This window comes from Sediminispirochaeta smaragdinae DSM 11293, from assembly GCF_000143985.1.
In the GTDB taxonomy this organism is placed as follows: Bacteria; Spirochaetota; Spirochaetia; order DSM-16054; family Sediminispirochaetaceae; genus Sediminispirochaeta; species Sediminispirochaeta smaragdinae.
The window spans coordinates 605,775-625,449 of record NC_014364.1 but is presented as its reverse complement, the minus strand read 5'-3'; the positions used below and the strand labels follow the sequence as shown (position 1 = coordinate 625,449).

Annotated in this window: 21 protein-coding genes; 12 read left to right on the top strand and 9 right to left on the bottom strand. The window is 51.5% G+C overall.

The genetic code is table 11. The features are described 5' to 3' along the window. The 6 genes from SPIRS_RS03035 to SPIRS_RS03010 are packed head-to-tail and all read right to left on the bottom strand — an operon-like array spanning nucleotide 1 to nucleotide 4,271. Complete coding sequence (locus SPIRS_RS03035) at nucleotides 1-1,104, bottom strand: NADH:ubiquinone reductase (Na(+)-transporting) subunit F (protein WP_013253207.1); 1,104 nt, start codon at nucleotides 1,102-1,104, stop codon at nucleotides 1-3. A gap of 9 nt (nucleotides 1,105-1,113) precedes the next feature. Then, nucleotides 1,114-1,707 (bottom strand): NADH:ubiquinone reductase (Na(+)-transporting) subunit E, encoded by a 594-nt coding sequence (locus tag SPIRS_RS03030; RefSeq protein ID WP_013253206.1) that lies wholly within the window; start codon nucleotides 1,705-1,707, stop codon nucleotides 1,114-1,116. Continuing rightward, nucleotides 1,704-2,321, bottom strand: a complete 618-nt coding sequence (locus SPIRS_RS03025) for an NADH:ubiquinone reductase (Na(+)-transporting) subunit D (protein WP_013253205.1) — start codon at nucleotides 2,319-2,321, stop codon at nucleotides 1,704-1,706. The genes SPIRS_RS03030 and SPIRS_RS03025 overlap by 4 nt, the downstream gene beginning before the upstream one ends. Nucleotide 2,322: 1 nt before the next feature. Continuing rightward, complete coding sequence (locus tag SPIRS_RS03020) at nucleotides 2,323-2,949, bottom strand: FMN-binding protein (protein WP_013253204.1); 627 nt, start codon at nucleotides 2,947-2,949, stop codon at nucleotides 2,323-2,325. Beyond that, nucleotides 2,946-3,908: an RnfABCDGE type electron transport complex subunit D gene (locus SPIRS_RS03015; RefSeq protein ID WP_245537681.1), complete on the bottom strand. Its 963-nt coding sequence runs from the start codon at nucleotides 3,906-3,908 to the stop codon at nucleotides 2,946-2,948. The genes SPIRS_RS03020 and SPIRS_RS03015 overlap by 4 nt, the downstream gene beginning before the upstream one ends. Nucleotides 3,909-3,944: 36 nt before the next feature. Then, the gene (locus SPIRS_RS03010; protein WP_148224023.1) at nucleotides 3,945-4,271 is read right to left on the bottom strand and encodes a hypothetical protein; all 327 of its coding nucleotides are present in this window, start codon (nucleotides 4,269-4,271) and stop codon (nucleotides 3,945-3,947) included. Nucleotides 4,272-4,351: 80 nt separating this feature from the next. On the opposite strand from SPIRS_RS03010, the gene SPIRS_RS03005 reads away from it, so the two are divergent. From SPIRS_RS03005 to SPIRS_RS02965, 9 genes are all read left to right on the top strand, one after another. Continuing rightward, nucleotides 4,352-4,750, top strand: coding sequence for a helix-turn-helix domain-containing protein (locus SPIRS_RS03005; RefSeq protein WP_013253202.1), 399 nt, complete (start codon nucleotides 4,352-4,354; stop codon nucleotides 4,748-4,750). A 95-nt stretch (nucleotides 4,751-4,845) separates the two neighbouring features. Beyond that, nucleotides 4,846-5,286: a pyridoxamine 5'-phosphate oxidase family protein gene (locus SPIRS_RS03000; protein ID WP_013253201.1), complete on the top strand. Its 441-nt coding sequence runs from the start codon at nucleotides 4,846-4,848 to the stop codon at nucleotides 5,284-5,286. Between the two features lie 9 nt (nucleotides 5,287-5,295). After that, entirely contained in the window at nucleotides 5,296-6,252 is a 957-nt protein-coding gene (gene pdhA, locus SPIRS_RS02995; RefSeq protein ID WP_013253200.1) for a pyruvate dehydrogenase (acetyl-transferring) E1 component subunit alpha, read from the top strand. Nucleotides 6,253-6,268: 16 nt separating this feature from the next. Then, nucleotides 6,269-7,249, top strand: a complete 981-nt coding sequence (locus tag SPIRS_RS02990; RefSeq protein WP_013253199.1) for a pyruvate dehydrogenase complex E1 component subunit beta — start codon at nucleotides 6,269-6,271, stop codon at nucleotides 7,247-7,249. Nucleotides 7,250-7,273: 24 nt separating this feature from the next. Beyond that, nucleotides 7,274-8,566, top strand: coding sequence for a 2-oxo acid dehydrogenase subunit E2 (locus SPIRS_RS02985; protein WP_013253198.1), 1,293 nt, complete (start codon nucleotides 7,274-7,276; stop codon nucleotides 8,564-8,566). 33 nt (nucleotides 8,567-8,599) lie between these two features. Beyond that, on the top strand, nucleotides 8,600-9,985 hold the full coding sequence (gene lpdA / locus SPIRS_RS02980; RefSeq protein WP_013253197.1) for a dihydrolipoyl dehydrogenase: 1,386 nt from the start codon (nucleotides 8,600-8,602) through the stop codon (nucleotides 9,983-9,985). A gap of 28 nt (nucleotides 9,986-10,013) precedes the next feature. Beyond that, on the top strand, nucleotides 10,014-10,529 hold the full coding sequence (gene tpx / locus SPIRS_RS02975; RefSeq protein WP_013253196.1) for a thiol peroxidase: 516 nt from the start codon (nucleotides 10,014-10,016) through the stop codon (nucleotides 10,527-10,529). 41 nt (nucleotides 10,530-10,570) lie between these two features. Continuing rightward, a complete protein-coding gene (gene rlmKL / locus SPIRS_RS02970; protein WP_013253195.1) occupies nucleotides 10,571-12,715 on the top strand; it encodes a bifunctional 23S rRNA (guanine(2069)-N(7))-methyltransferase RlmK/23S rRNA (guanine(2445)-N(2))-methyltransferase RlmL in 2,145 nt (714 codons plus the stop codon). A gap of 19 nt (nucleotides 12,716-12,734) precedes the next feature. After that, complete coding sequence (locus tag SPIRS_RS02965) at nucleotides 12,735-13,487, top strand: NYN domain-containing protein (RefSeq protein ID WP_013253194.1); 753 nt, start codon at nucleotides 12,735-12,737, stop codon at nucleotides 13,485-13,487. An 82-nt stretch (nucleotides 13,488-13,569) separates the two neighbouring features. Here the strand turns inward: SPIRS_RS02965 and SPIRS_RS22475 are convergent, their stop codons facing one another. After that, the gene (locus SPIRS_RS22475; RefSeq protein WP_013253193.1) at nucleotides 13,570-13,719 is read right to left on the bottom strand and encodes a symporter small accessory protein; all 150 of its coding nucleotides are present in this window, start codon (nucleotides 13,717-13,719) and stop codon (nucleotides 13,570-13,572) included. A 126-nt stretch (nucleotides 13,720-13,845) separates the two neighbouring features. Between SPIRS_RS22475 and SPIRS_RS02960 the strand changes: the two genes are divergently transcribed. Then, nucleotides 13,846-14,382 carry a methylated-DNA--[protein]-cysteine S-methyltransferase gene (locus tag SPIRS_RS02960; RefSeq protein WP_013253192.1) on the top strand — a complete coding sequence of 179 codons (537 nt, stop codon included), beginning with the start codon at nucleotides 13,846-13,848 and terminating at the stop codon, nucleotides 14,380-14,382. Between the two features lie 90 nt (nucleotides 14,383-14,472). Here SPIRS_RS02960 and SPIRS_RS02955 read toward each other — a convergent pair whose 3' ends face one another. Further along, complete coding sequence (locus tag SPIRS_RS02955) at nucleotides 14,473-16,077, bottom strand: DUF5312 family protein (RefSeq protein WP_013253191.1); 1,605 nt, start codon at nucleotides 16,075-16,077, stop codon at nucleotides 14,473-14,475. Beyond that, entirely contained in the window at nucleotides 16,074-17,138 is a 1,065-nt protein-coding gene (locus SPIRS_RS02950; protein WP_013253190.1) for a TIGR01212 family radical SAM protein, read from the bottom strand. Before SPIRS_RS02950 ends, SPIRS_RS02955 begins: the two co-directional genes overlap by 4 nt. Here SPIRS_RS02950 and SPIRS_RS02945 point away from each other — a divergent pair. Both SPIRS_RS02945 and SPIRS_RS02940 read left to right on the top strand, forming a co-directional pair. Next, nucleotides 17,137-18,483, top strand: coding sequence for a hypothetical protein (locus tag SPIRS_RS02945; RefSeq protein WP_245537680.1), 1,347 nt, complete (start codon nucleotides 17,137-17,139; stop codon nucleotides 18,481-18,483). The genes SPIRS_RS02950 and SPIRS_RS02945 overlap by 2 nt on opposite strands. A gap of 77 nt (nucleotides 18,484-18,560) precedes the next feature. Beyond that, a complete protein-coding gene (locus tag SPIRS_RS02940; protein ID WP_013253188.1) occupies nucleotides 18,561-19,670 on the top strand; it encodes an ABC transporter ATP-binding protein in 1,110 nt (369 codons plus the stop codon). Nucleotides 19,671-19,675 lie beyond the last annotated feature (5 nt).

Genomic DNA, 19,675 nt, shown 5'->3' with positions numbered 1-19,675 from the left:
TCAACCGAACTTATCGTAGTAGATCAACGCTTCCGGCACCCCTTTGTCGGTAAGAACCTTCACGCATGCGTCGATCATACCGGGGCTTCCGCAAAGGTAGGCTTCGGTGTTATCGCCGCTCTCCATGTGTTTGGCCACCACATCGGTAATGAGCCCGGTCTCTCCATCCCAGTTGTCCTCCGGTTCGGGGGCACTGAGGGCGGGAATAAAACGAAAATTCGGCAGTCGCTCTTCCAGTTCCTTCATCTCATCGAGCAGAAACAGATCGCGCTTGGAGCGTGCCCCAAAGAAGTAGCGGGTCCTTCGATTGCTCCCTTTCTCAGCCATATCGAGTAGGATCGACTTGATCGGCGCCATACCGCTCCCGCCGGCTATACAAATGATCTCCCGTTCGGTGTCGCGAAGGAAGAACTCCCCATAGGGGCCGTTGAAGACCACGGGATCTCCCTCCTTCAGATACTTGTGGACAAAGGTGGTACAGATACCGTTTGGCACATAGCGTATTTCAAGCTCTACATGGCGCTTGTCGCTGGGTACCGATGCCGCCGAATAGGCCCGGTAGACAGGCTCGTCGGTAAGCTCATATTCGGGGACCCGAAGCTGAACGAACTGTCCGGCCCTGATGGAAATCTCCGAAGGCTCGTTAAGGTCAAAGGTCACTTCTTTGATGTCGTGGGTCAGGTCACGGATCTTCGCCACCGTTGCCTGGAACTCCTTGACGCTGAAAAGTTCGTCGGGAATCCGGATCGACATATCTTCTTTGACTTTAAGCTGGCAAGAAAGGCGGATATTCTCGGCCTTTTCTTCCTCGCTGATCCAGGGCAGCTCCGTGGGCAGGTATTGGCCTGCGCCCTTTTCCACCTTCACCTTACAAAGACCGCAGGAACCACGCCCTCCACAGGCCGACGGAATAAAAATTTCCTGCTCCATGAGGGTACCGAGGAGGGGTTTTCCTCCCTTTACGACAAACTCCTTCTCATCGTTTATGGTGATTTTTACCTCACCATAGTTGGCTATTGTTGCATCGGCAATCACCATCAGAACAGCCAAAAATGCGGAAATTCCGGTAATTGCTCCGACGCTGGTAATCAGTGCGGGTAACATGCTTCCTCCTTAGCCGATATTGATCATACCGCTGAAGCCCATAAAGGCCATTGCCATCATACCGGTGATGATCAGGGTAATACCGGGGCCCTCAAGCCCCTTCGGAACTCGTGCCTTTTTGAGTTTCTGCCTGATGCCGGCCATGGCGAGAATCGCCAGAAACCAGCCGATTCCACTGCCCAAACCAAAGGTGAAGCTTTCGATAAAAGAGTACTCTCTGATTACCATAAAAAGACTGACACCGAGAATTGCACAGTTGACGGTAATCAGGGGAAGAAAAATACCGAGGGCCGCGTAGAGGGTTTCGGAAACGCGCTCGATCACCATCTCGACAATCTGAACAAATGCGGCAATCACGATGATGAAGACGATGAAGCGAAGATATTCCAACTCAAGAGGAATCAGGATCTTATTGTACACAAGCCAGTTCAGAACACTGGTGCTAGCCATTACAAAAGTAACGGCGACTCCTAGGCCCACACTGGTCTTCAGCTCCCGGGAGACCGAGAGGAAGCTGCACATACCGAGATAGTTGGTAAGGAGAATGTTGTTGGTGAAGATCGCTGCAAAGAGGATCGCCACAGGATACAGGGAACCGCTCATTTTTTGGCCTCCTCTTTTTCGGGAATAATTGCCCCCTTTACGACCCAGATAAGGATCGCAAGCATGAAAAAGGCACCGGGTGGCATGATCATGATGGACCAGTTTGTCCACCATGAACCGAGAATCTTGATCCCCCAAAGCGACCCCGTTCCCAGAAGCTCCCTAAAGATCGCAACGATGATCAAAACGTATGAGTAACCGATCCCCGAAGCCAAACCATCGATGAGGCTCAGCCCCGGAGAGTTGTTCAAGGCAAAGGCTTCCGCCCTCCCCATGATGATACAGTTGGTAATAATCAGCCCGACGTAGGGACCAAGCTGCTTCCAAATATCAGGCATATAGGCTCGCAGGGTAATATCAACGATGATAACAAAGCTTGCAATGATGAGGGTCTCCGCCATCATCCTGACCCTGGAAGGTATCCACTTCCGGATAAGCGAAATCACAAAACTGGAAAGGGTTGTGGTGAAAACGACCCCGAGGGTCATAACCACGGTATTTTCCAGCTTGTTCGTTACCGCGAGGGTCGAACAGATACCCAGAATCTGGGCAAATACGGGATTGTTCTTTCCGAGAGGGTCGGTGAATGTTTTTTTTAGTTTTCCTTTTACCATATTAATGCTCCCCTCCGTTCGAAGCGATGACCTCTTCGGCCACTTCCGGGGCTTTGTTGGAAATTCTCAAGATGGCCGTGCTGGTTCTTGTCGCTCCGGTAATGGCATCAAGTTGCCCAGGTCCGGTGGCAGTCCCTTCACCGACAAGGGTAAAGGGCCCGGATTTTCCCCGAAACTGCTCCTTGAACCAGGGCTCGGTAATACGCGCGCCAAGGCCCGGGGTTTCGTTTTGTTCGATGAATTCCACTCCTGTAAACTGCTTCAGATCCTTTCCGAAACCGAAAATGGCAACGATCTGTCCCCAGAGGCCTGCACCGGAAACGTAGGCGGCATAGCCGCTTACCGAGCCGTCGGTAAGGATCTCGAAATAGGCTGGTCTACCGTCGATAGTTCCGATCTCACGAACACGATTTGTATAGATCTCCTGAATTTTCTCTGAATTTCCGTCCGGGAAATCGATACCTGCGGCATAGAGAACCGCCTTTTTTCGGCTCAGGGTTTCGTTCATCTCTACAAGATCTTTTGTCGAAAGGTAGATGCCGCTGACGACGGTGATAAAAAGCACTGTCAAAAGGGCCATAAAAAGTACCGGATAGATTCGCAAGGCAAAGGTTCCCTCTTTTTTCATGCCTTTGCCTCCTTCACCCTCTTGTTGTGTTCCTTGAGGAGATAGTCGATGAGAGGAGCAAACATGTTCGCAAAGAGAATTGCAAAGGTCACCCCCTCGGGCCAGCCGGCAAAGACCCGGATAAGCACGGTGAGAAGACCGAAGATGGCCCCATAAAGCCAGCGACCGGTATTGGTTGTCTGGCTTGCAGAAACGGGATCGGTGATCATGAAGACCGCGGCAAACAGGAAGCTGCCGGAAAAAAGCGAGGATATAGGATCAATGGCTCCGGCAACGCCGGAAACGTAAAGAGCGCCTTCAAGAAGAAGAAAGGCAAGTATCGAAGAGAGAATCAGACGCCAATTCGCCACCTTTTTCCAGACGATATAGACTCCCCCGAGAATGATAAGAAGAGCACAAGTCTCACCGAAACTTCCGGCAACGTTGCCGAAGAAAAGGTTGGACAAGGGAATCTTCGTTCCGGCCGCCTGGCTTACCAGGGGAGTGGCGCTCGAAAGGGCATCGGTTTTGGTAAGCCAATGAGCAAAACCGCCGACTGCTCCTCCGACGGGAGGAACAAAGCGTCCGGTCATTGGCACACCGAAACTAATGTAGATAAAAGCTCGGCCGCTGATAGCGGGGTTAAAGATATTTCGTCCGAATCCGCCAAAGACCATCTTTCCAAAAACGACTCCAAAAACGATTCCCACAACGGCAATCCACAGGGGAACGGTCGGCGGCAGGGAAAGGGCGAAAAGAAAGGAGGTAACGAGTATCGAGCTCGTTACCTTCATACCATAAGCCCTGGCAAGCAGATATTCGGCAAGGATCCCTGCTCCGTTTACCAGAGCCAGCACCAAGAGAAAACGCCATCCGAAAAAATAGACTGCTGCAAAGCAGAGCGGAATCAGTGCCTGGACGACACTGATCATCGGAGGCTGTTTTTGCATGAATGGCTTTCGCTTTTCATTATTGCTCATGTCAAATAGTATCAAACGCGAAACCGCCGTTGTCAATTAGGAAGCGGTTATTGAAAGGAAAGCAATGATTTCGTCGGCTGAAATCGGAAAGGGGTGGTAACAAAAGCGCTTTTCATCACCCTTAGTATCGGAAGAGGCAAAGAGAAAATCGGGCAAGGGAGAGGCGAAAAATACGGACATCAATGTGGAAATTTTTCTCGCAAGCAGATAGTCCTCACCACAAAACCGAAGGGAAGAGATGATGAGCGCCCGTTCGGCAAGGGAAACGGGAACAGAGCGGAAGGGACAGACGTCGAACAAAATATCCGCATATAAACGGTCCCGGCAGAGAAAAAAGATGGCTGGGCGATGCAATACAGACACACATAATGGTAGCATCGTTTTATTTATGACACAACCAAAGGTTTGTTGTATGCCGTACACGAGGAAAGGATAATGACCCTATGGTCCCCGATAAATCGACGATTGGGCGCAACATACGTTCCTATCGCAAAGCCTGCGGCCTCAGTCAGGCGAGCCTCGGAGAGAAGGTTGGCGTTTCATATCAACAAATCCAGAAATATGAGAACGGAGCATCTTCGATCTCGGCTTTTCAATTGGGACGTATAGCGGAGATTCTGGCCGTGCCTATCGACTGTTTCTTTCATCTTGATACGGAAAGCGGCGCCGAAGCACCACCTGCCTATTCGTCTGAAATTGGCGATGAATTCTTACGGGTCAGTCAGGACGAACGGAAACTGCTGCTTCGATATCGGGAAATAAAAACCCCTTTAATAAAAAAGTATCTTCAGAATCATATGAATGCCATACGGGAACTCGAACGTAATTTAGACGAGGAGTAACCTTTTCCTTTCGACTCCTTTTCCGACTTTTTTACTCACAATCCTTCACTTCTGTTGTTTGTTTTACCATATTAATAACAACGGAGGAAACATCTATGACAAAATCGCAGTTTCTTATTGAGATCGAATCACTCCTTGAGGATGCAAAAACGGCTATCCTTGCAACGGTCGATCGGGACGGAAGCCCGCGAATGCGCTGGATGACCCCGGCGATTTTGAAAGATCGCGCCGGCGCCATCTATGCGGTTACCTCACTCGACTTCGACAAAAGACGCCAGCTGGAGGCGAACGCCTCGGTTCAGTGGATGTTTCAAACCAGGGGACTCGATCGTATCGCCTATGCCGATGGGAAAGCAAACCTGATCGAAAATGCCTCAATGCGAGCCGAAGTCCTCGAAGAGATCGGTAGCAAACTTGGTGTTTTCTGGAAGCTGAACGCGGATGCAGGAAGCTTAGTCGTTGTCGAGACCATCATAGAGCGGGGGCGCAGCTTCCTGCCCATGACGGGAGAATCGAGAATCGTCGATTTTAGTTAAGAGGTCATTATGACAGACACAAAACAAAAAACAGCGCTCTATAAAAAGATGCTGCTTATTCGCAGATTTGAGGAAAAGGCCGCTCAGATGTACGGTCTGCGAAAGATCGGAGGTTTCTGCCATCTCTACATTGGCCAGGAGGCTGTCGCAACCGGAGCCATCGGAGCTCTTGATCTAAAAAGTGATTATATCGTGGCCGCCTACCGCGATCATGGCCACGCCTTGGCATCGGGTATGGATCCAAAGGCAGTGATGGCGGAACTCTACGGAAAGGTTACCGGTTGCAGCAAGGGAAAGGGTGGTTCCATGCACATGTTCGACATCGAGAAACATATGTTTGGCGGAAATGGAATCGTCGGCAGCCAAATTCCAGTAGCCACAGGGGTCGGGCTAAAGATTCGTTACCGGGAAGAGGACGGAGTTGTTCTCTGTTTTTTCGGAGACGGCGCCATCCATCAGGGAGCATTCCATGAGAGCCTCAACCTTGCAAAGATATACGGCCTGCCGGTTGTCTATATCTGCGAAAACAATCAGTACGGTATGGGCACCGATTTTAGACGTGTTTCGGCAGTCGACGACTTTTCGGTCATGGCCTCAAGTTACGGCATCGAGGGGCGTCAGATCGATGGGATGGATGTGATTACGGTCCATGAAAATGTAAAAGAGCTTGTGGAGAAAGCACGAAAGGAGCATATGCCCTCCCTCTTGGAGATAAAGACCTACCGTTACAAGGGCCATTCCATGAGCGATCCGGCAAAGTATCGAACACGGGAGGAGCTCGAGGACTACAAAGAACGCGATCCCATTCTGATTCTCAAAAAGGGGCTTCTGGAGGATGGAGTTCAGGCCTCCGATCTCGAGGCATGGGACAAAGAGGCAAAGAAACTCAGCGAAGAGGCTGCAAGCTTTGCGGAAGAAAGCCCGGAGCCGGAAATAGAAGCGCTTTACAGCGACATACTGGCCTAAGAGAAGGGAGGACACTGTGGCGAAAATAGCATTTCGTGAAGCAATACGACAGGCAATAGAAGAGGAGATGAGGAGGGACGATTCGGTACTGCTTATGGGTGAAGAGGTGGCCCAATATAATGGGGCCTACAAGGTAACCCAGGGCTTGCTGGAGACATTCGGACCCAAGCGGGTTATCGATACCCCCATTGCCGAAGAGGGTTTTACCGGTATGGGAATAGGTGCAGCAATGGCTGGCCTGCGCCCCATTGTCGAGTGGATGACCTTCAACTTTTCCCTCATGGCCATCGATCAGGTGATCAGCAATGCGGCGAAAACCCGTTACATGTCAGGGGGGCAGTTCAAGATCCCCATGGTGATACGGGGGCCTAACGGGCCGGCCGAGTTTCTGGCAAGCCAGCACAGCCAGGCACTCCAATCCTTTTATGCCCATATCCCCGGACTGAAGGTTGTTGCACCATCGACTCCCTACGATGCCAAAGGGCTTTTGAAAAGTGCCATACGTGACGATAACCCCGTGATCTTTCTCGAGGCGGAGTTGATGTATTCCTGGGAGGGAGAGGTTCCCGCAGAGGAGTATCTCATCGACCTCGATAAAGCCGACGTAAAAAGGGCGGGAAAGGATGTGACTCTTATCGCCCATTCGAAACCGGTACGCATGGTGCTGCAGGCGGCAGAGAAACTCGCAGAAGAGGGAATAGAGGCAGAGGTGATCGACCTGCGAAGCCTACGCCCCATCGATACCGAAACCATCTATGAATCGGTGCGGAAAACAAACCGCTGTGTGGTCGTAGACGAGGCTTGGCCTGTAGCATCGGTGGGCAGTCACATCGGTTTTCTTGTGGGGCGGGACTGTTTCGATTATCTCGATGCGCCGGTCCAACTGGTCAGCGGAGAGGATGTGCCCATGCCCTACAACCATAGGCTGGAACTCGCAGCGCAACCTTCGGTCGAGAAGGTGGTTCGCGCCGCGAAGTCTGTATTGTATGTCGATTGAAAAATCGATGAGGAAGGAGACCCCATGGCCGAAGCGATATTAATGATATCCCTCTCTCCAACTATGGAGAAGGGGACCATAGCAGGTTGGCAGAAGTCGGTTGGTGATTCCATAGCCACAGGAGATCTCATCTGTGAGGTGGAAACCGACAAGGCCACCATGGATTACGAGTCAACTCAGGAAGGAACACTTCTTTCGATTCTTGTCGATCAAGGGGGCAGCGCAAAGGTTGGTGATCCCATAGCGATCGTCGGCAAGGAAGGCGAGGATATTGCAGAACTCGAAGCAAAGCTGAAGAAACAACTTGCCTCCTCGGAAGGAGACGAAAAGGCCACTCCCCCAAATGGTACATCGTCCCCTACTCAAACAAAGGCGAACCAAGCCGCAGTGGCAGCTTCACCACCGGCACAGGGCGGATCACATGTAGGGCCGGCAGGGAGTGAGGACGGCAGGCTGAAGGCAAGTCCCCTGGCGCGGCGTCTTGCACAAGAGGCGGGAATAAGCCTTGACGCCCTCACCGGCAGCGGTCCCGGAGGAAGGATCGTAAAGAAGGATATCGAAACGGCAAAGACGACAGGGACCTACGCCCCTTCCCCTGTACAGAGCAGGGTACCGGGGCGCATGCAGGATAGGGTCGAGCCGGTAAGCGGGAAACGGGCCATCATTGCCAAGCGGTTAAGTGAATCGATGAGACAGGCCCCCCACTACTACCTGGATATCGATGTGGAAGCCTCCCGTCTGGCACGCTTGCGGGATTCTCTCAATCGTCCGAGGCAAAAGCGAGGAGAAGAAAAACTCTCTTTCAACGCCTTTCTCATAAAGCTCGTGGCCGAAGCGATTACCAGGAACCAAAACATCAATGCATCCTGGGAAGGCGATTCGATACGCTACTACGGTTCTGTTGATATCGGGCTGGCGGTGGCGCAAAAAGAGGGCCTCATTACACCGGTGGTGCGCAACTGCGAAGCAAAGGGAATTGCAGCCATCGATGAAGAATTGAAAGAGCTTATCCCCCGGGCACAGGCAGGACGGCTTACTCCCGAAGAGTATGAGGGAGCAAGCTTTTCCATAACGAACCTCGGCAGCTGGGGAATATCCCGTTTTACCGCGGTTATCAATCCCCCGGCATCGGCAATTCTCGCCGTCGGTGCACTTCGACAGGCCCCGGTGCCGGACGAAGAGCTCGGGTTTCGTTTTGTGGACACCATGACCCTCACCCTCGGTTGTGATCACCGGGTGATAGACGGAGCCGTCGGTGCCGCTTTTATGGCGGATTTGAAATCAATGATGGAAGAGCCGGGCATGGTCCTGTTATAATCTCGGACGGGGCCATTTCCCCAAGGAGTAGATATGAGTGATAATTATGATCTGATCGTCATTGGCTCGGGACCGGCCGGATATGTTGGAGCCATTCGCGCCACCCAACTTGGCCTATCCTGCGCCGTTATCGAAAAGGGCGATGTGGGTGGCGTATGTCTAAACATAGGATGTATTCCATCCAAGGCCCTGATTCGACAGGCAGAAATCTTTCGAAATGCCGATGAACTCGAAGGCCTCGGTGTAACCGTGGATAAAAGCGGCTTCGATTACCAAAAGGCGTGGAAGAAGTCGAGGAAGGCAAGTACAAGCCTCTCAAAGGGGGTTAAATTTCTTCTGAAAAAGAACAAGGTAGAGCTGATAGAGGGACGGGCCACGCTGGAAGGCGGGGGCGTAGTTCTGGTCGACGGTGAAAAACGGTATACGGCGAAGAACATCCTCCTTGCCACGGGAAGCCGGCCAAGAGAACTTCCCCCCTTCCCCTTCGACGGAAAGAGGATCCTTTCAAGCGACCAAGCCTTGATGATGGAAACTCTTCCATCGAGCCTTGCCATTTTAGGAGCAGGGGCCATCGGTTGCGAGTTCGCCCACATCATGGCCAGTTTCGGTGTTGAGGTAACCCTGATCGAGGCGATGGGGAAGATCCTTCCAACCGAAGACCCCGACACCACCGACATCCTTGCCAGGAGCTTCAAAAAGCGGAAGATTAAAATGTTGGTTGGCGCCAAGGCCTCAGGAGTAGAGACTTCCGAAAAGGGGGTTTCGCTGAGTGTCGAGAGCGGAGGAAAGCAGGAAACGGTGCAGGCTGATCAGCTCCTCGTGGTTGTCGGCCGCTCGCCCAATACCGAAGAGCTTGGTCTTGAGAAGGCGGGAGTTGGCACCGATGAGAAGGGCTTTGTGCGCGTCGCAGACCATTATAAGGCGGCGGAAGGGGTCTATGCCGTAGGCGACATGGTCGGAGGAATACTCCTTGCTCACGCAGCAAGCAAAGAGGCCGAGCTTGTCGTCGAGCACATTGCAGGAAAGGATGTCCCGGCAGCAATCGACCCAACCCTTATTCCCACAGCGGTCTATACCGAACCGGAGATCGCCGGCTTCGGAATGAGCGAGACCGAAGCGAAAGAGGCCGGACACAACGCCAAAAGTGTACAGTTTCCCTATCGAGGAGCCGGAAAATCAGTGGCAATCGAACGTCCGGATGGCTTCGTAAAGATCTTGTACGATGAAAAGAGCCGGGAGATCCTCGGCGGAAGAATAGTGGGTGACCATGCAACCGAGCTGATCCACGAATTGTTGCTTGCACGATCGGCGGAGCTCTTGCCCGAAGATATTGCAAACACAGTGCATGCCCACCCAACCCTCTCCGAAGCGGTTATGGAGGCCGCACGGGGGGTTGAGGGGTGGACCATCCACGCTTAGAACAGCGATTTTATATAAGGAGTAAATGATGGAAAAGCGTCAAGTGACGAAAATGGGCGGAAATAGTATCACCCTTCTGGGACCGGAACCTTCTGTCGGAAATAAGGCCCCCGATTTTACTGTCCTCGATACCGACCTGATGCCTAAGAGCCTGGAAGACTATAAGGGTACATATAAGCTCATTAGTGTCGTCCCGTCTCTGGATACCGGGGTCTGCGACAGGCAGACCAGGAAATTCAACGAGATAGCCTCCTCGCTCGGTGACGATGTGGTGATTCTTACCATCAGCATGGACCTGCCCTTCGCACAGAAGCGTTGGTGCGGAGCAGCCGGCGTCGACCGGGTCGTGACCCTTTCGGATCACAAGGATGCGGACTTCGGCACGGCCTACGGTGTGCTTATCGAGGAGCTGAGGCTCCTCAACCGTTCCATTTTTATTGTGGATAAGGATGATACCATCCGTTATATCGAACTTGTAAAAGAAAACCACGATCATCCCGATTATGACGCGGCGGTCGCAGCGTTGAAAAAGATCCGCGGATAACGCGATTGTGTCGATCATCCCCTTCGGCTATACTGAGGGGGATGACCGCTTTCCATACCCTCTTTGCTCCTTCGGCAAAGCATTGCAGCGACATTGTCGCCGACGAAGCCTCCCTTGCCGGAGGGGAGGTTCTTGCCATTCTCCCCGGAGGTGTCTCCTTTCGGGGAAATCTTGAAACCATGTACCGCTTTTGTCTCAATGCGCGGGTTGCTTCCTCGTTGATCTTGAGTCTTGGTCGATTTGCCGTCGAAGAGGCTAAAGACCTCTATCGAGCCGCAAACAGTATCGACTGGCCCTCCCTGTTTCCGGTTCGGGCAAGCTTTGCCGTTGATGCGGCGGGAAAACGGGATAGGGCTGTGGAGCATACAGGCTATGCCGCACGGGTGGTAAAGGACGCTATCGCCGACAGATTTCGTGACGCCTGCGGCGCCCGCCCCAGTGTGGACACCGCCCACCCGGATATCACCATCAACCTTTTCATAGAGCGAAAAGCGGTCAGTATCGGAATCGACCTTGCAGGAGAGGCCCTGCACCGGCGCGGTTACCGAAAAGAGCGAGGAGAGGCCGTCCTTCGGGAGACCGTGGCAGCGGCGGCTCTGGTGAGGGCGGACTGGAAGAGCATGGCTAGCGAAGGGAAGCCCTTTGTCGATCCCTTCTGTGGAAGTGGAACCCTTCTCATTGAAGCGGCTTTGGCAGCCGGAGATATAGCGCCAGGGCTCTTTCGCAGGCAATTCGGATTCGAAAGCTGGAAGGGCCATGATCCTCAGCTCTGGGAAAGGATGAGAAAAGAAGCGGAGGAGTTCCGCCGCAAGGGACTGAAACGGATTCCCGTCATCAAAGGCTACGATATTGATCCGGCGGCTGTCGCCGCTGCAGCAAAGAATATTGCCGCAGCCGGGCTTCGGGAAGGAATTGAGGTAAAGGTCGCAGATGCCAGGTTCCTTGAACCCGGAGCGTTGCGGGAGCCGGGCCTACTGCTCTGCGATCCCCCGTACGGAAAGCGAAGCGACCTGAGAGGTAAGGCATTGGAGGGGCTCTATCGCAGTTTCGGAGAAAACCTGAAACTCCATTTCGGGGGATGGAAGATCGGAGTCGTCGCCGGAGACGAAGCAAGGAACTATCACATTGGTCTGAAGCCGGAAAAGGTCAACACCCTTTTCAACGGACCGGTGGAATGCAGTCTGGGGCTCTATCAGATCCGGGAACGGGAACAAAGCCCGGGTGGCGGGATGGCGGCAAACCGTTTGAAGAAGAATATGAAACGGCTGAAACGGTGGCTCCTCGACGAGGGGATAACCTGTTTCCGTCTCTACGATGCCGACATGCCCGAGTACGCCGCTGCCATAGACCTCTACGAGAGTGTTGACAACGACCGATGGATACACCTCCAGGAATACGTTCCGCCGGCTTCCATCGATCCGGCAGCAGCGGCCAGAAGGCTCGGCGAGCTGGTGGATGCGACATCCGACGCCCTTGGGATAGCCCGGAGTCATATCGTCGTAAAGAGAAGAAGACGGCAGCGCGGCACGAATCAGTACGCGAAGGTTTCCGAAACGGGACGTGAGCTTGAGGTCTTTGAAAACGGCCTTCGCTTTCTGGTCAACCTTCACGACTACCTCGATACAGGCATCTTCCTCGACCATCGCCCCCTGCGACGAAGCATCATGGAAACGGCCCAGGATAAGCGTTTCTTAAACCTTTTTTGTTATACGGGAACGGTATCGGTTCATGCCGCGGCAGGGAGTGCGGCACGTACGACGAGTGTCGATAATTCCAACACCTACCTCAACTGGGCAGGGCGGAACATGGCCCTTAACGGCTTTCAGACGCAGTTCGGCGATAAGAAGGCAAAGCACCGGCTGATAAAAGCGGACTGCCTGACATGGCTTGAAACTGCGGCGAAACGAGAGCACGGGGCCTACGATCTCATCTTTCTCGATCCGCCCACCTTCTCAAATTCGAAAAATATGGACGACACCTTCGATGTTCAGCGTGATCATCCGAAGCTCATCGAATGGTGCATGGAACTGCTCGCCCCAGGCGGCCTGCTGCTCTTTTCGACAAACAGAAAAGGGTTCGTCCTTGAGGTAAAGGATCAGGATGCTCGAGAAATTACCGACGAGACCATCGATCCCGACTTTCACACCAGGAAGGCACCACACTTCTGCTGGGCCTTCCGGAAATAAGCATATGGAGATTAAGCTCATGCAAACAAATATTGAAGAACAGAGCCAGCAGAAACTGGCGGTACTCATTGATGCCGATAATACGCAAGGCTCCATCGTGGAAGGCCTTTTGGCCGAGGTGGCCAAATACGGCATCGCCAGCGTAAAACGAATCTATGGCGACTGGACAAGCCCCAATCTGCGAAGCTGGAAGGAGGTGCTCCTCGAGCATTCGATCATACCGATCCAGCAGTTTGGTTATACCAGCGGGAAGAATGCCACCGACAGCGCAATGATCATAGACGCCATGGACCTTCTCTATACCGAACGATTCGACGGCTTTTGCATCGTATCGAGCGACAGCGACTTTACCCGCCTTGCGGCAAGAATCAGGGAAGAAGGGCTGACGGTATACGGTTTCGGAGAAAAAAAGACACCCAGGGCCTTTGTGTCCGCTTGTGACAAATTCATTTACACGGAAATTCTTCGGGAAGATGCGGAAGAGGTCCATTCCACAAAGAAAAGCGGGGGAGAGCTCAAAAGGGATTCCAAATTGGTCAATCTGCTGAGAACCGCAGTGGAAGATTCCGCGGACGACTCGGGTTGGGCCTACCTCGGCAACGTGGGTCAGAATATCGCCAAGAAAATGCCCGACTTCGATTCCAGAAACTACGGGTTCAAGAAGTTGGGAGAATTGATGGAGGCGACGACCCTTTTCGAGAAGGACACACGAACCATCAAGAACGCCCCGGGAGAGCTCCTCTACTTTCGAGACAAACGTAAAAAGAACTGATCAACAAAATAAAAAGAGGCATACCGGATAACGTGATAATCCGGCAGCCTCTTCTCTTGTTTTCACATTCCAATGTACATGCTTAATGTGTCTCCTTCTCTCTCTCCAGAGGGACCGTCTCGGTTTGGTCCTGCCTGTTCCAGTGCAGAAGCCCATACACGATGCAGCCCACCGTAGAAAAGAAAATCAACGCATGAGCCACGGACATTGCCGTGTCGGTCGGATTGATCATAGGAGACTCCTTTTTCTCAATATCCTTACATCCTTAACTGTTATAGTATCATAAAATGTATCGGCATGAAAATCAATAATCATAAATTTCCCGTTGTTGTTTATAGGGAACATCACGTGTACACTCATGGTCATGAAAGCATGGCAGCTCGACCGCGATTTTTCCCTTGGAACAATGAGAATGCAAGTAACCGAGTCTGGAGAACTCTTTTCTCTCAGGTTTGTCGACCGGAACTCCCCAATGACGGAGGAACAGAGGCCACCTCGGCAGGCATCTCCGTATCCACCGTTACCCGAAGAGGCAGAACGGGTGCTCTCCTCTACCATAGACCAACTGAGAGAATATTTTGCCGGTAAACGAAGCGGTTTTGATCTTGCCTATCATCATACGGGCGGCCCCTTTGCGGAAAAGGTATATAGCGAAGTATCTCGTATTCCCCCGGGAGAAACGAGAACGTATCGCCAAATCGCAGAAGCCATCGGAAAACCCACAGCAGCCCGAGCCGTGGCCGGAGCTTTAGCTGCCAATACACTGCTGATCATCATCCCCTGCCACAGGGGTGTACCATCGAGTGGAGGAGTGGGAAACTATCGGGACGGGACAAGGAAAAAAGGAGAGCTTATCGCATTAGAGAAACGGCTATATGGAACAAGCTGCGAATAGTTTGTGCGCAAATTGTGCGTTTTCTGTAGATTTACCCACCGTTTATCCACAGGGGTTGTAGATAGTCATAGATAAGAGGGAAGCTTTCTTTTATTTTTTCTTTACATAAAATTGCATCAATTGGATAAAATAGTAGATCTTCTTATAGAGACCGGTAAGAGTTACCTTTACATCATGTTCGAAGGCCCCCTCAACCTCCTTCCAGTTGAGGATAAGTTCGTGGGGTTTCTTCTCATAGTCTTCCAATACCAATTTCAGGCTTTTTCCGACCATGATAAGGTTGCTTGCGGTCTCATTTATCATCCGCAGCGCCTCATCATTGATATCCTTCAGCATTTTTCGCAAGATAACGATGCTGTTTTTGTCCCTGTCACCCTTATGAAGAAAGGCCTTTAGCTTGACTCCGGAGCCGCCTTCTTCCGAGAGTCCCTCGTCGAAGACAATCAAATCCTCGGAAACCTGCATGATCGCATGAAAGGCCTCCGAGAGTTGCTGACTGGAGAGATTTGTCGACCATTTGCCCCTTATCAACAAGATATCCACAACCGTTTTAATATCACGCTTATAGAAGTCAAGGAGAAAGGCTTTCAAATAGTTGAGAGGACGAACGTAGATATAGCCCCCAAGCATCTTCTTGGAAAAGGCCATATTGTTCTTCTCGGTATAGTATTTCATGCGGCTGATCGCCGTTGTCCCGAAAATAGTATTCAGAAGGGTATCGATTTTTTTGTTTTGCCGTTCAATGAGAATCTTCTGAATCGTCATCTCGGTACCGGTCTTGATTTTGTTCAGATACTCCTCAACGATATGCTCATCGTGGTAATAGCTCTTTGGTTGATAATAGGGGTCCTGGTCGATGAGCTGAACGATCAGAGTAAGGATCGAACTGCGTTGAACATCAAGAAGGTTTTTTATCACCTTACGAAAATCGTCACGATTTATGACTTCGGTCTGTTTATACGAGGCGAGAATATCAAACAAGGCATTCCAGTTCTGGTCCTTATTGAATTGAAGCATGATCTCCAGAAAATCCTTAAGATCATCGCTGATATAGCTGCCGTTGATTGTCTCGAATTTAGGATGATACACAAAATCCCGTTCGGGAAGAGCGGAATCGAACTTCTTAAGAAAGAAATAGTAGTCGAAATTGATCAGCTGGAAAAAGAGAAGCAGGAGATTGTAGCGATTGTTGATCTCTTTGATTTTGTCGCCGTTAAAGGCCGAAAAGAAGGTAACAAGCTTGTCCTTCAATTCAGAGGCAAGGACCTTTGTGTCCTTGCTCTCGGCAGCCTTCCTAATCGCCGCCTCATCAACGGTCTCAAGAATTTTCAGCTGTTCACCGGTCAGGGTACTTTCGATAAGAATGGTTTTCAAAACCCCCGATGAATGGGCATTCTGCAAAAGCACTTGAGCGGGGGCAATAACCTTATACATGTCGTAAAAAAGCTTCGCAAGGCCAGGCAGAGCTTCGGCCCCCTTGGTCTTCAGATACTTGTACTTCTGGTGTTTTACTTGTTTTTCAATCTCTTTCAGTAAGCGCCGTTTTTCTCGTTCCGGATCGGAAGCCCCGAGAAAAATAGAAAGAATACGATCAATCAAACCGGAAAGCCCACCGGAAGAGGAGCCCGGATCACCGGTTGCCCAGAACTGTCCCCGCATAAGGCTAACTGTAGGCCAAAACAGGGGGGCTGTCAATCCGGCGCGTTTCTCTTACATTCGGCAAATCGTTTTCCCTGGTAACTATTCCGTTTTTCAAGCTCTTCATCCAGGAGGCGATAGAAATGGGCTTTGGAAGCAAAATCGACGGGAGCAAGGAGCCGGGCCTTGGGCGTGTCACAGGTTACCCGTTGAATGACAGTCGTCTCGGGTAGGAGCTCCAGGGCGTCGGCCACCAGGCGGAGGTGGTGTGAGGTATCGGGTACCTCCAGTCGGCCTTCCCGCCACCATTGCGCAAACCGTGTTCCTTCGGCAATGTGCAGATTGTGAATTTTCACCCCGTCGGGCCGTAGGCGAGCCAGGCGACGAACACTCTCTTCCATCATTGCGTCGTCTTCCCCGGGAAGCCCGAATATCAGATGAACGGAACATTTCAGCCCCCCGGCCTTGGCCGTTTTATAGGCCCGTTCAAAGGCAGTGGTGTCGTGTCCCCGGCCGATATGTCGAAGGGTCTGATCGTGATAACTCTGCAATCCCAACTCCAGCCACACATCCATATCGAGGGAGGAAGCATAAGAGGAAAGCAGCTTCACCACCTCTTCGTCCACACAATCGGGACGGGTACCGACGATGAGCTCCCGAAAAGATGCGAGGGAGAGAAGATAATCATAGATATGCTTGAGTCTCGGCACCGGTGCCCAGGTTCCGGAAAAGGCCTGTACGTAGAGAATAAAGGAGTGCACTCCGTAGCGATTCGAGAGGAAAGCCCCTCCTTCATCGATCTGCTTCTTCATCCATGTTTGCCAATAAGGATCATCGGGGTCCGGCCCTGATGCGGAACGCAAGCAGGAGTGTGGCTCATTAGTTTCCTGATAGGCGGCCCGAGAACCAGCTTCGTCACAATAAAAGCAGCCCCCTCTGCCGTCCGGAGTTCTGTTGGGGCATCCGAATCCCGCATCAATACCGATCCTGTAGACGGCTTCTTTATACCGATCCTTCAGATAGGAACTATAGCGATAAAATCTTTTGATCACCGATTCATTATCACAGGAGAGTCGGCAATTGACAAGGCGTCCGCCTCCACGTAGAGTTGCCTTCATGGGATTCTCGGGAAACGTACATAAACATCTTATCATCATGCTGACCCTTGTGTTTCTGCTTTTGGCCTCGGCAATATTCTTTCTCTGGTATAAGAACCCCAATCGGTTCCCAACTACGGCGATACTTTGGACAAACCGCCCCGAATTCGCCGCCTATGCCGAGCTCTTTAACGCATCGCAGGAACTCTACCAAATCGAGGTGGTCTACAAAAACGAGCCTGCACGGGAAATTGAAGAAGGGAAGATCGATACCAATATGCAGGAACTAGTTCCCGATCTGGTTGCCGGTGCTTATCTCAACAACGAAAAAACCATACAGCGGTTCTCCTCTCTTGCATCCCTTTTTGCAACGGAGAAAAGGAATGCGGAGAGGCGAACAAACCTCCCGCTTCTGGACCGATCCCTTTTCTACCAAGACCTTCTTTCGCGTGGGGAAAATTCGGTAGGGCAGCAAATACTGCTCCCGGTGAGTTTCGATCTTCCCGCCCTCGCGTTTTTGAAAAGTTCGAGAAGCGGCAATCAGCAATTCAGTCTCAATTTGGAAAGCATCCAGGAAGAAAGTGCCGCATATAACGTCATCAAAGACGGCCGATTCAACCGCATGGGATTCTCCCCGCGATGGGATCCTGAAGTGCTGTATGAGAAAACCGCTCTCTTCCAGACCAATTTTACAGAAGCAGAAAAAACGGGACAGGTGACGTGGAATCAGGAGGCCCTGGATCAGGCGATCGCCTTTATCAGAGAATGGATCACTACCGTCAACCAGGGGTTGGAACTGGAACAGCAATTCATCGACACCTTTCTTTACGATCCGCCGATTAAGCTGTTGTCCGACGGTCGAATCCTTTTTACCTATTCGACCCTGCAAAATTTCTTCCACCTGGCCCCGGAAAAACGAAGTGCCCTTGATTTCCGGTGGATGGCCAAGAACGACCTTATACCGGTCAACGACGATATACTTTTCATTGGAATTCCCAACGCCGCAGTGGCCCGGCCGGCTGCAGGTGCCTTTCTTCTCTGGTTTTTTCAAAGTGATACGCAGAAAAAACTCCTTGAATCCAGCCAGTTTAAGCGAATGAGGACCTTCGGCATCGCCGACGGCTTCTCCTCATTGTCATCTATTAATGAAGAGATCATTCCCCAGTACTTTCCTTCTCTGGTGGGGCACATTCCCCCCGAAAATTATCTCAGTTTTCCCCTACCCCTTCCTTCCAGGTGGAACGCCATGAGGAAAGATGTCATCATTCCCTGGCTTCTGGAAAAGGCTTCGGCCGACGATCCCGACCAAATCCCCGATCTTTCCGAACGGTTGGAGACCTGGTATCGACAAAAGCCGTTACAATGAGTAAAGGGGAAACTTTCATTGACAGCTCGCTAAAAGCATAATACTCTGTTACCCATAAGATAATTTGGAGGTATTCTATGGCTACAGTACAGCTGAAGGGTATCGGCAAGGTCTACGAAGGCGGTGTCAGGGCCGTCGACAATGCCAATATCGACATTCAAGACAGGGAATTTGTCGTTCTCGTCGGACCATCCGGTTGCGGAAAATCAACAACGCTCCGCATGATCGCCGGTTTGGAGGACATTACCGAAGGTGAACTCTACATCGATGGGAAGCAGGTAAACGATGTGCCGCCGAAAGATCGGGACATCGCAATGGTATTTCAGAACTATGCTCTTTATCCCCATATGAGTGTATATGACAACATGGCATTCGGTCTCAAAATCAGGAAATTCGATAAGGCCGAGATCGAAAAACGTGTTAGGGAAGCGGCCAGAATCCTCGATATCGAGGAACTGCTAGACAGGAAGCCGAAGGCCCTCTCCGGTGGTCAGCGTCAGCGTGTCGCTGTCGGACGTGCAATCGTCCGTCAGCCTAAGGTTTTCCTTTTCGACGAGCCTCTTTCCAACCTCGATGCCAAGTTGAGGGTTCAGATGAGGGCGGAAATTTCGGGCCTCCACCACAGGCTAAAGGCAACGATGATCTATGTTACCCACGACCAGGTGGAAGCAATGACCATGGCCGATAAAATCGTCGTCATGAAAAATGGTATCATTCAGCAGATTGGAAACCCGCTGACCCTTTACAACAAACCCGCCAACAGGTTTGTCGCAGGCTTCATCGGATCACCTCCCATGAACTTCATGACCGTTAAGATTGTGGAAGAAGGCAAGAAATTGCTGATGGAAGAGGCTGATTTCAAGGCTGAGATCAAAGGTCTCTATGCCGATCTGCTCAGAGAAAAGGGATATGTTGGAAAAGAGGTTGTTTTCGGAATCAGACCGGAAGACCTTGCCTACGAAACAGAGGAAAAAGCCGGCATAACGATCAAGGGTGAAATTGGTGTCATTGAACCCCTTGGCGCCGAAACTCAAGTGTGGGTCAACACTCAGAAGCATCAGCTGATTGCAAAACTTGATCCGGACATTGCAGTAAAGGTTGGTCAGCAAATCTTTTTTACCCCCAATTATGAAAAAGCCAACTTTTTTGATCTTGAAACCGAAAACACCATCAGAAAGGAAGAATAGAGAAA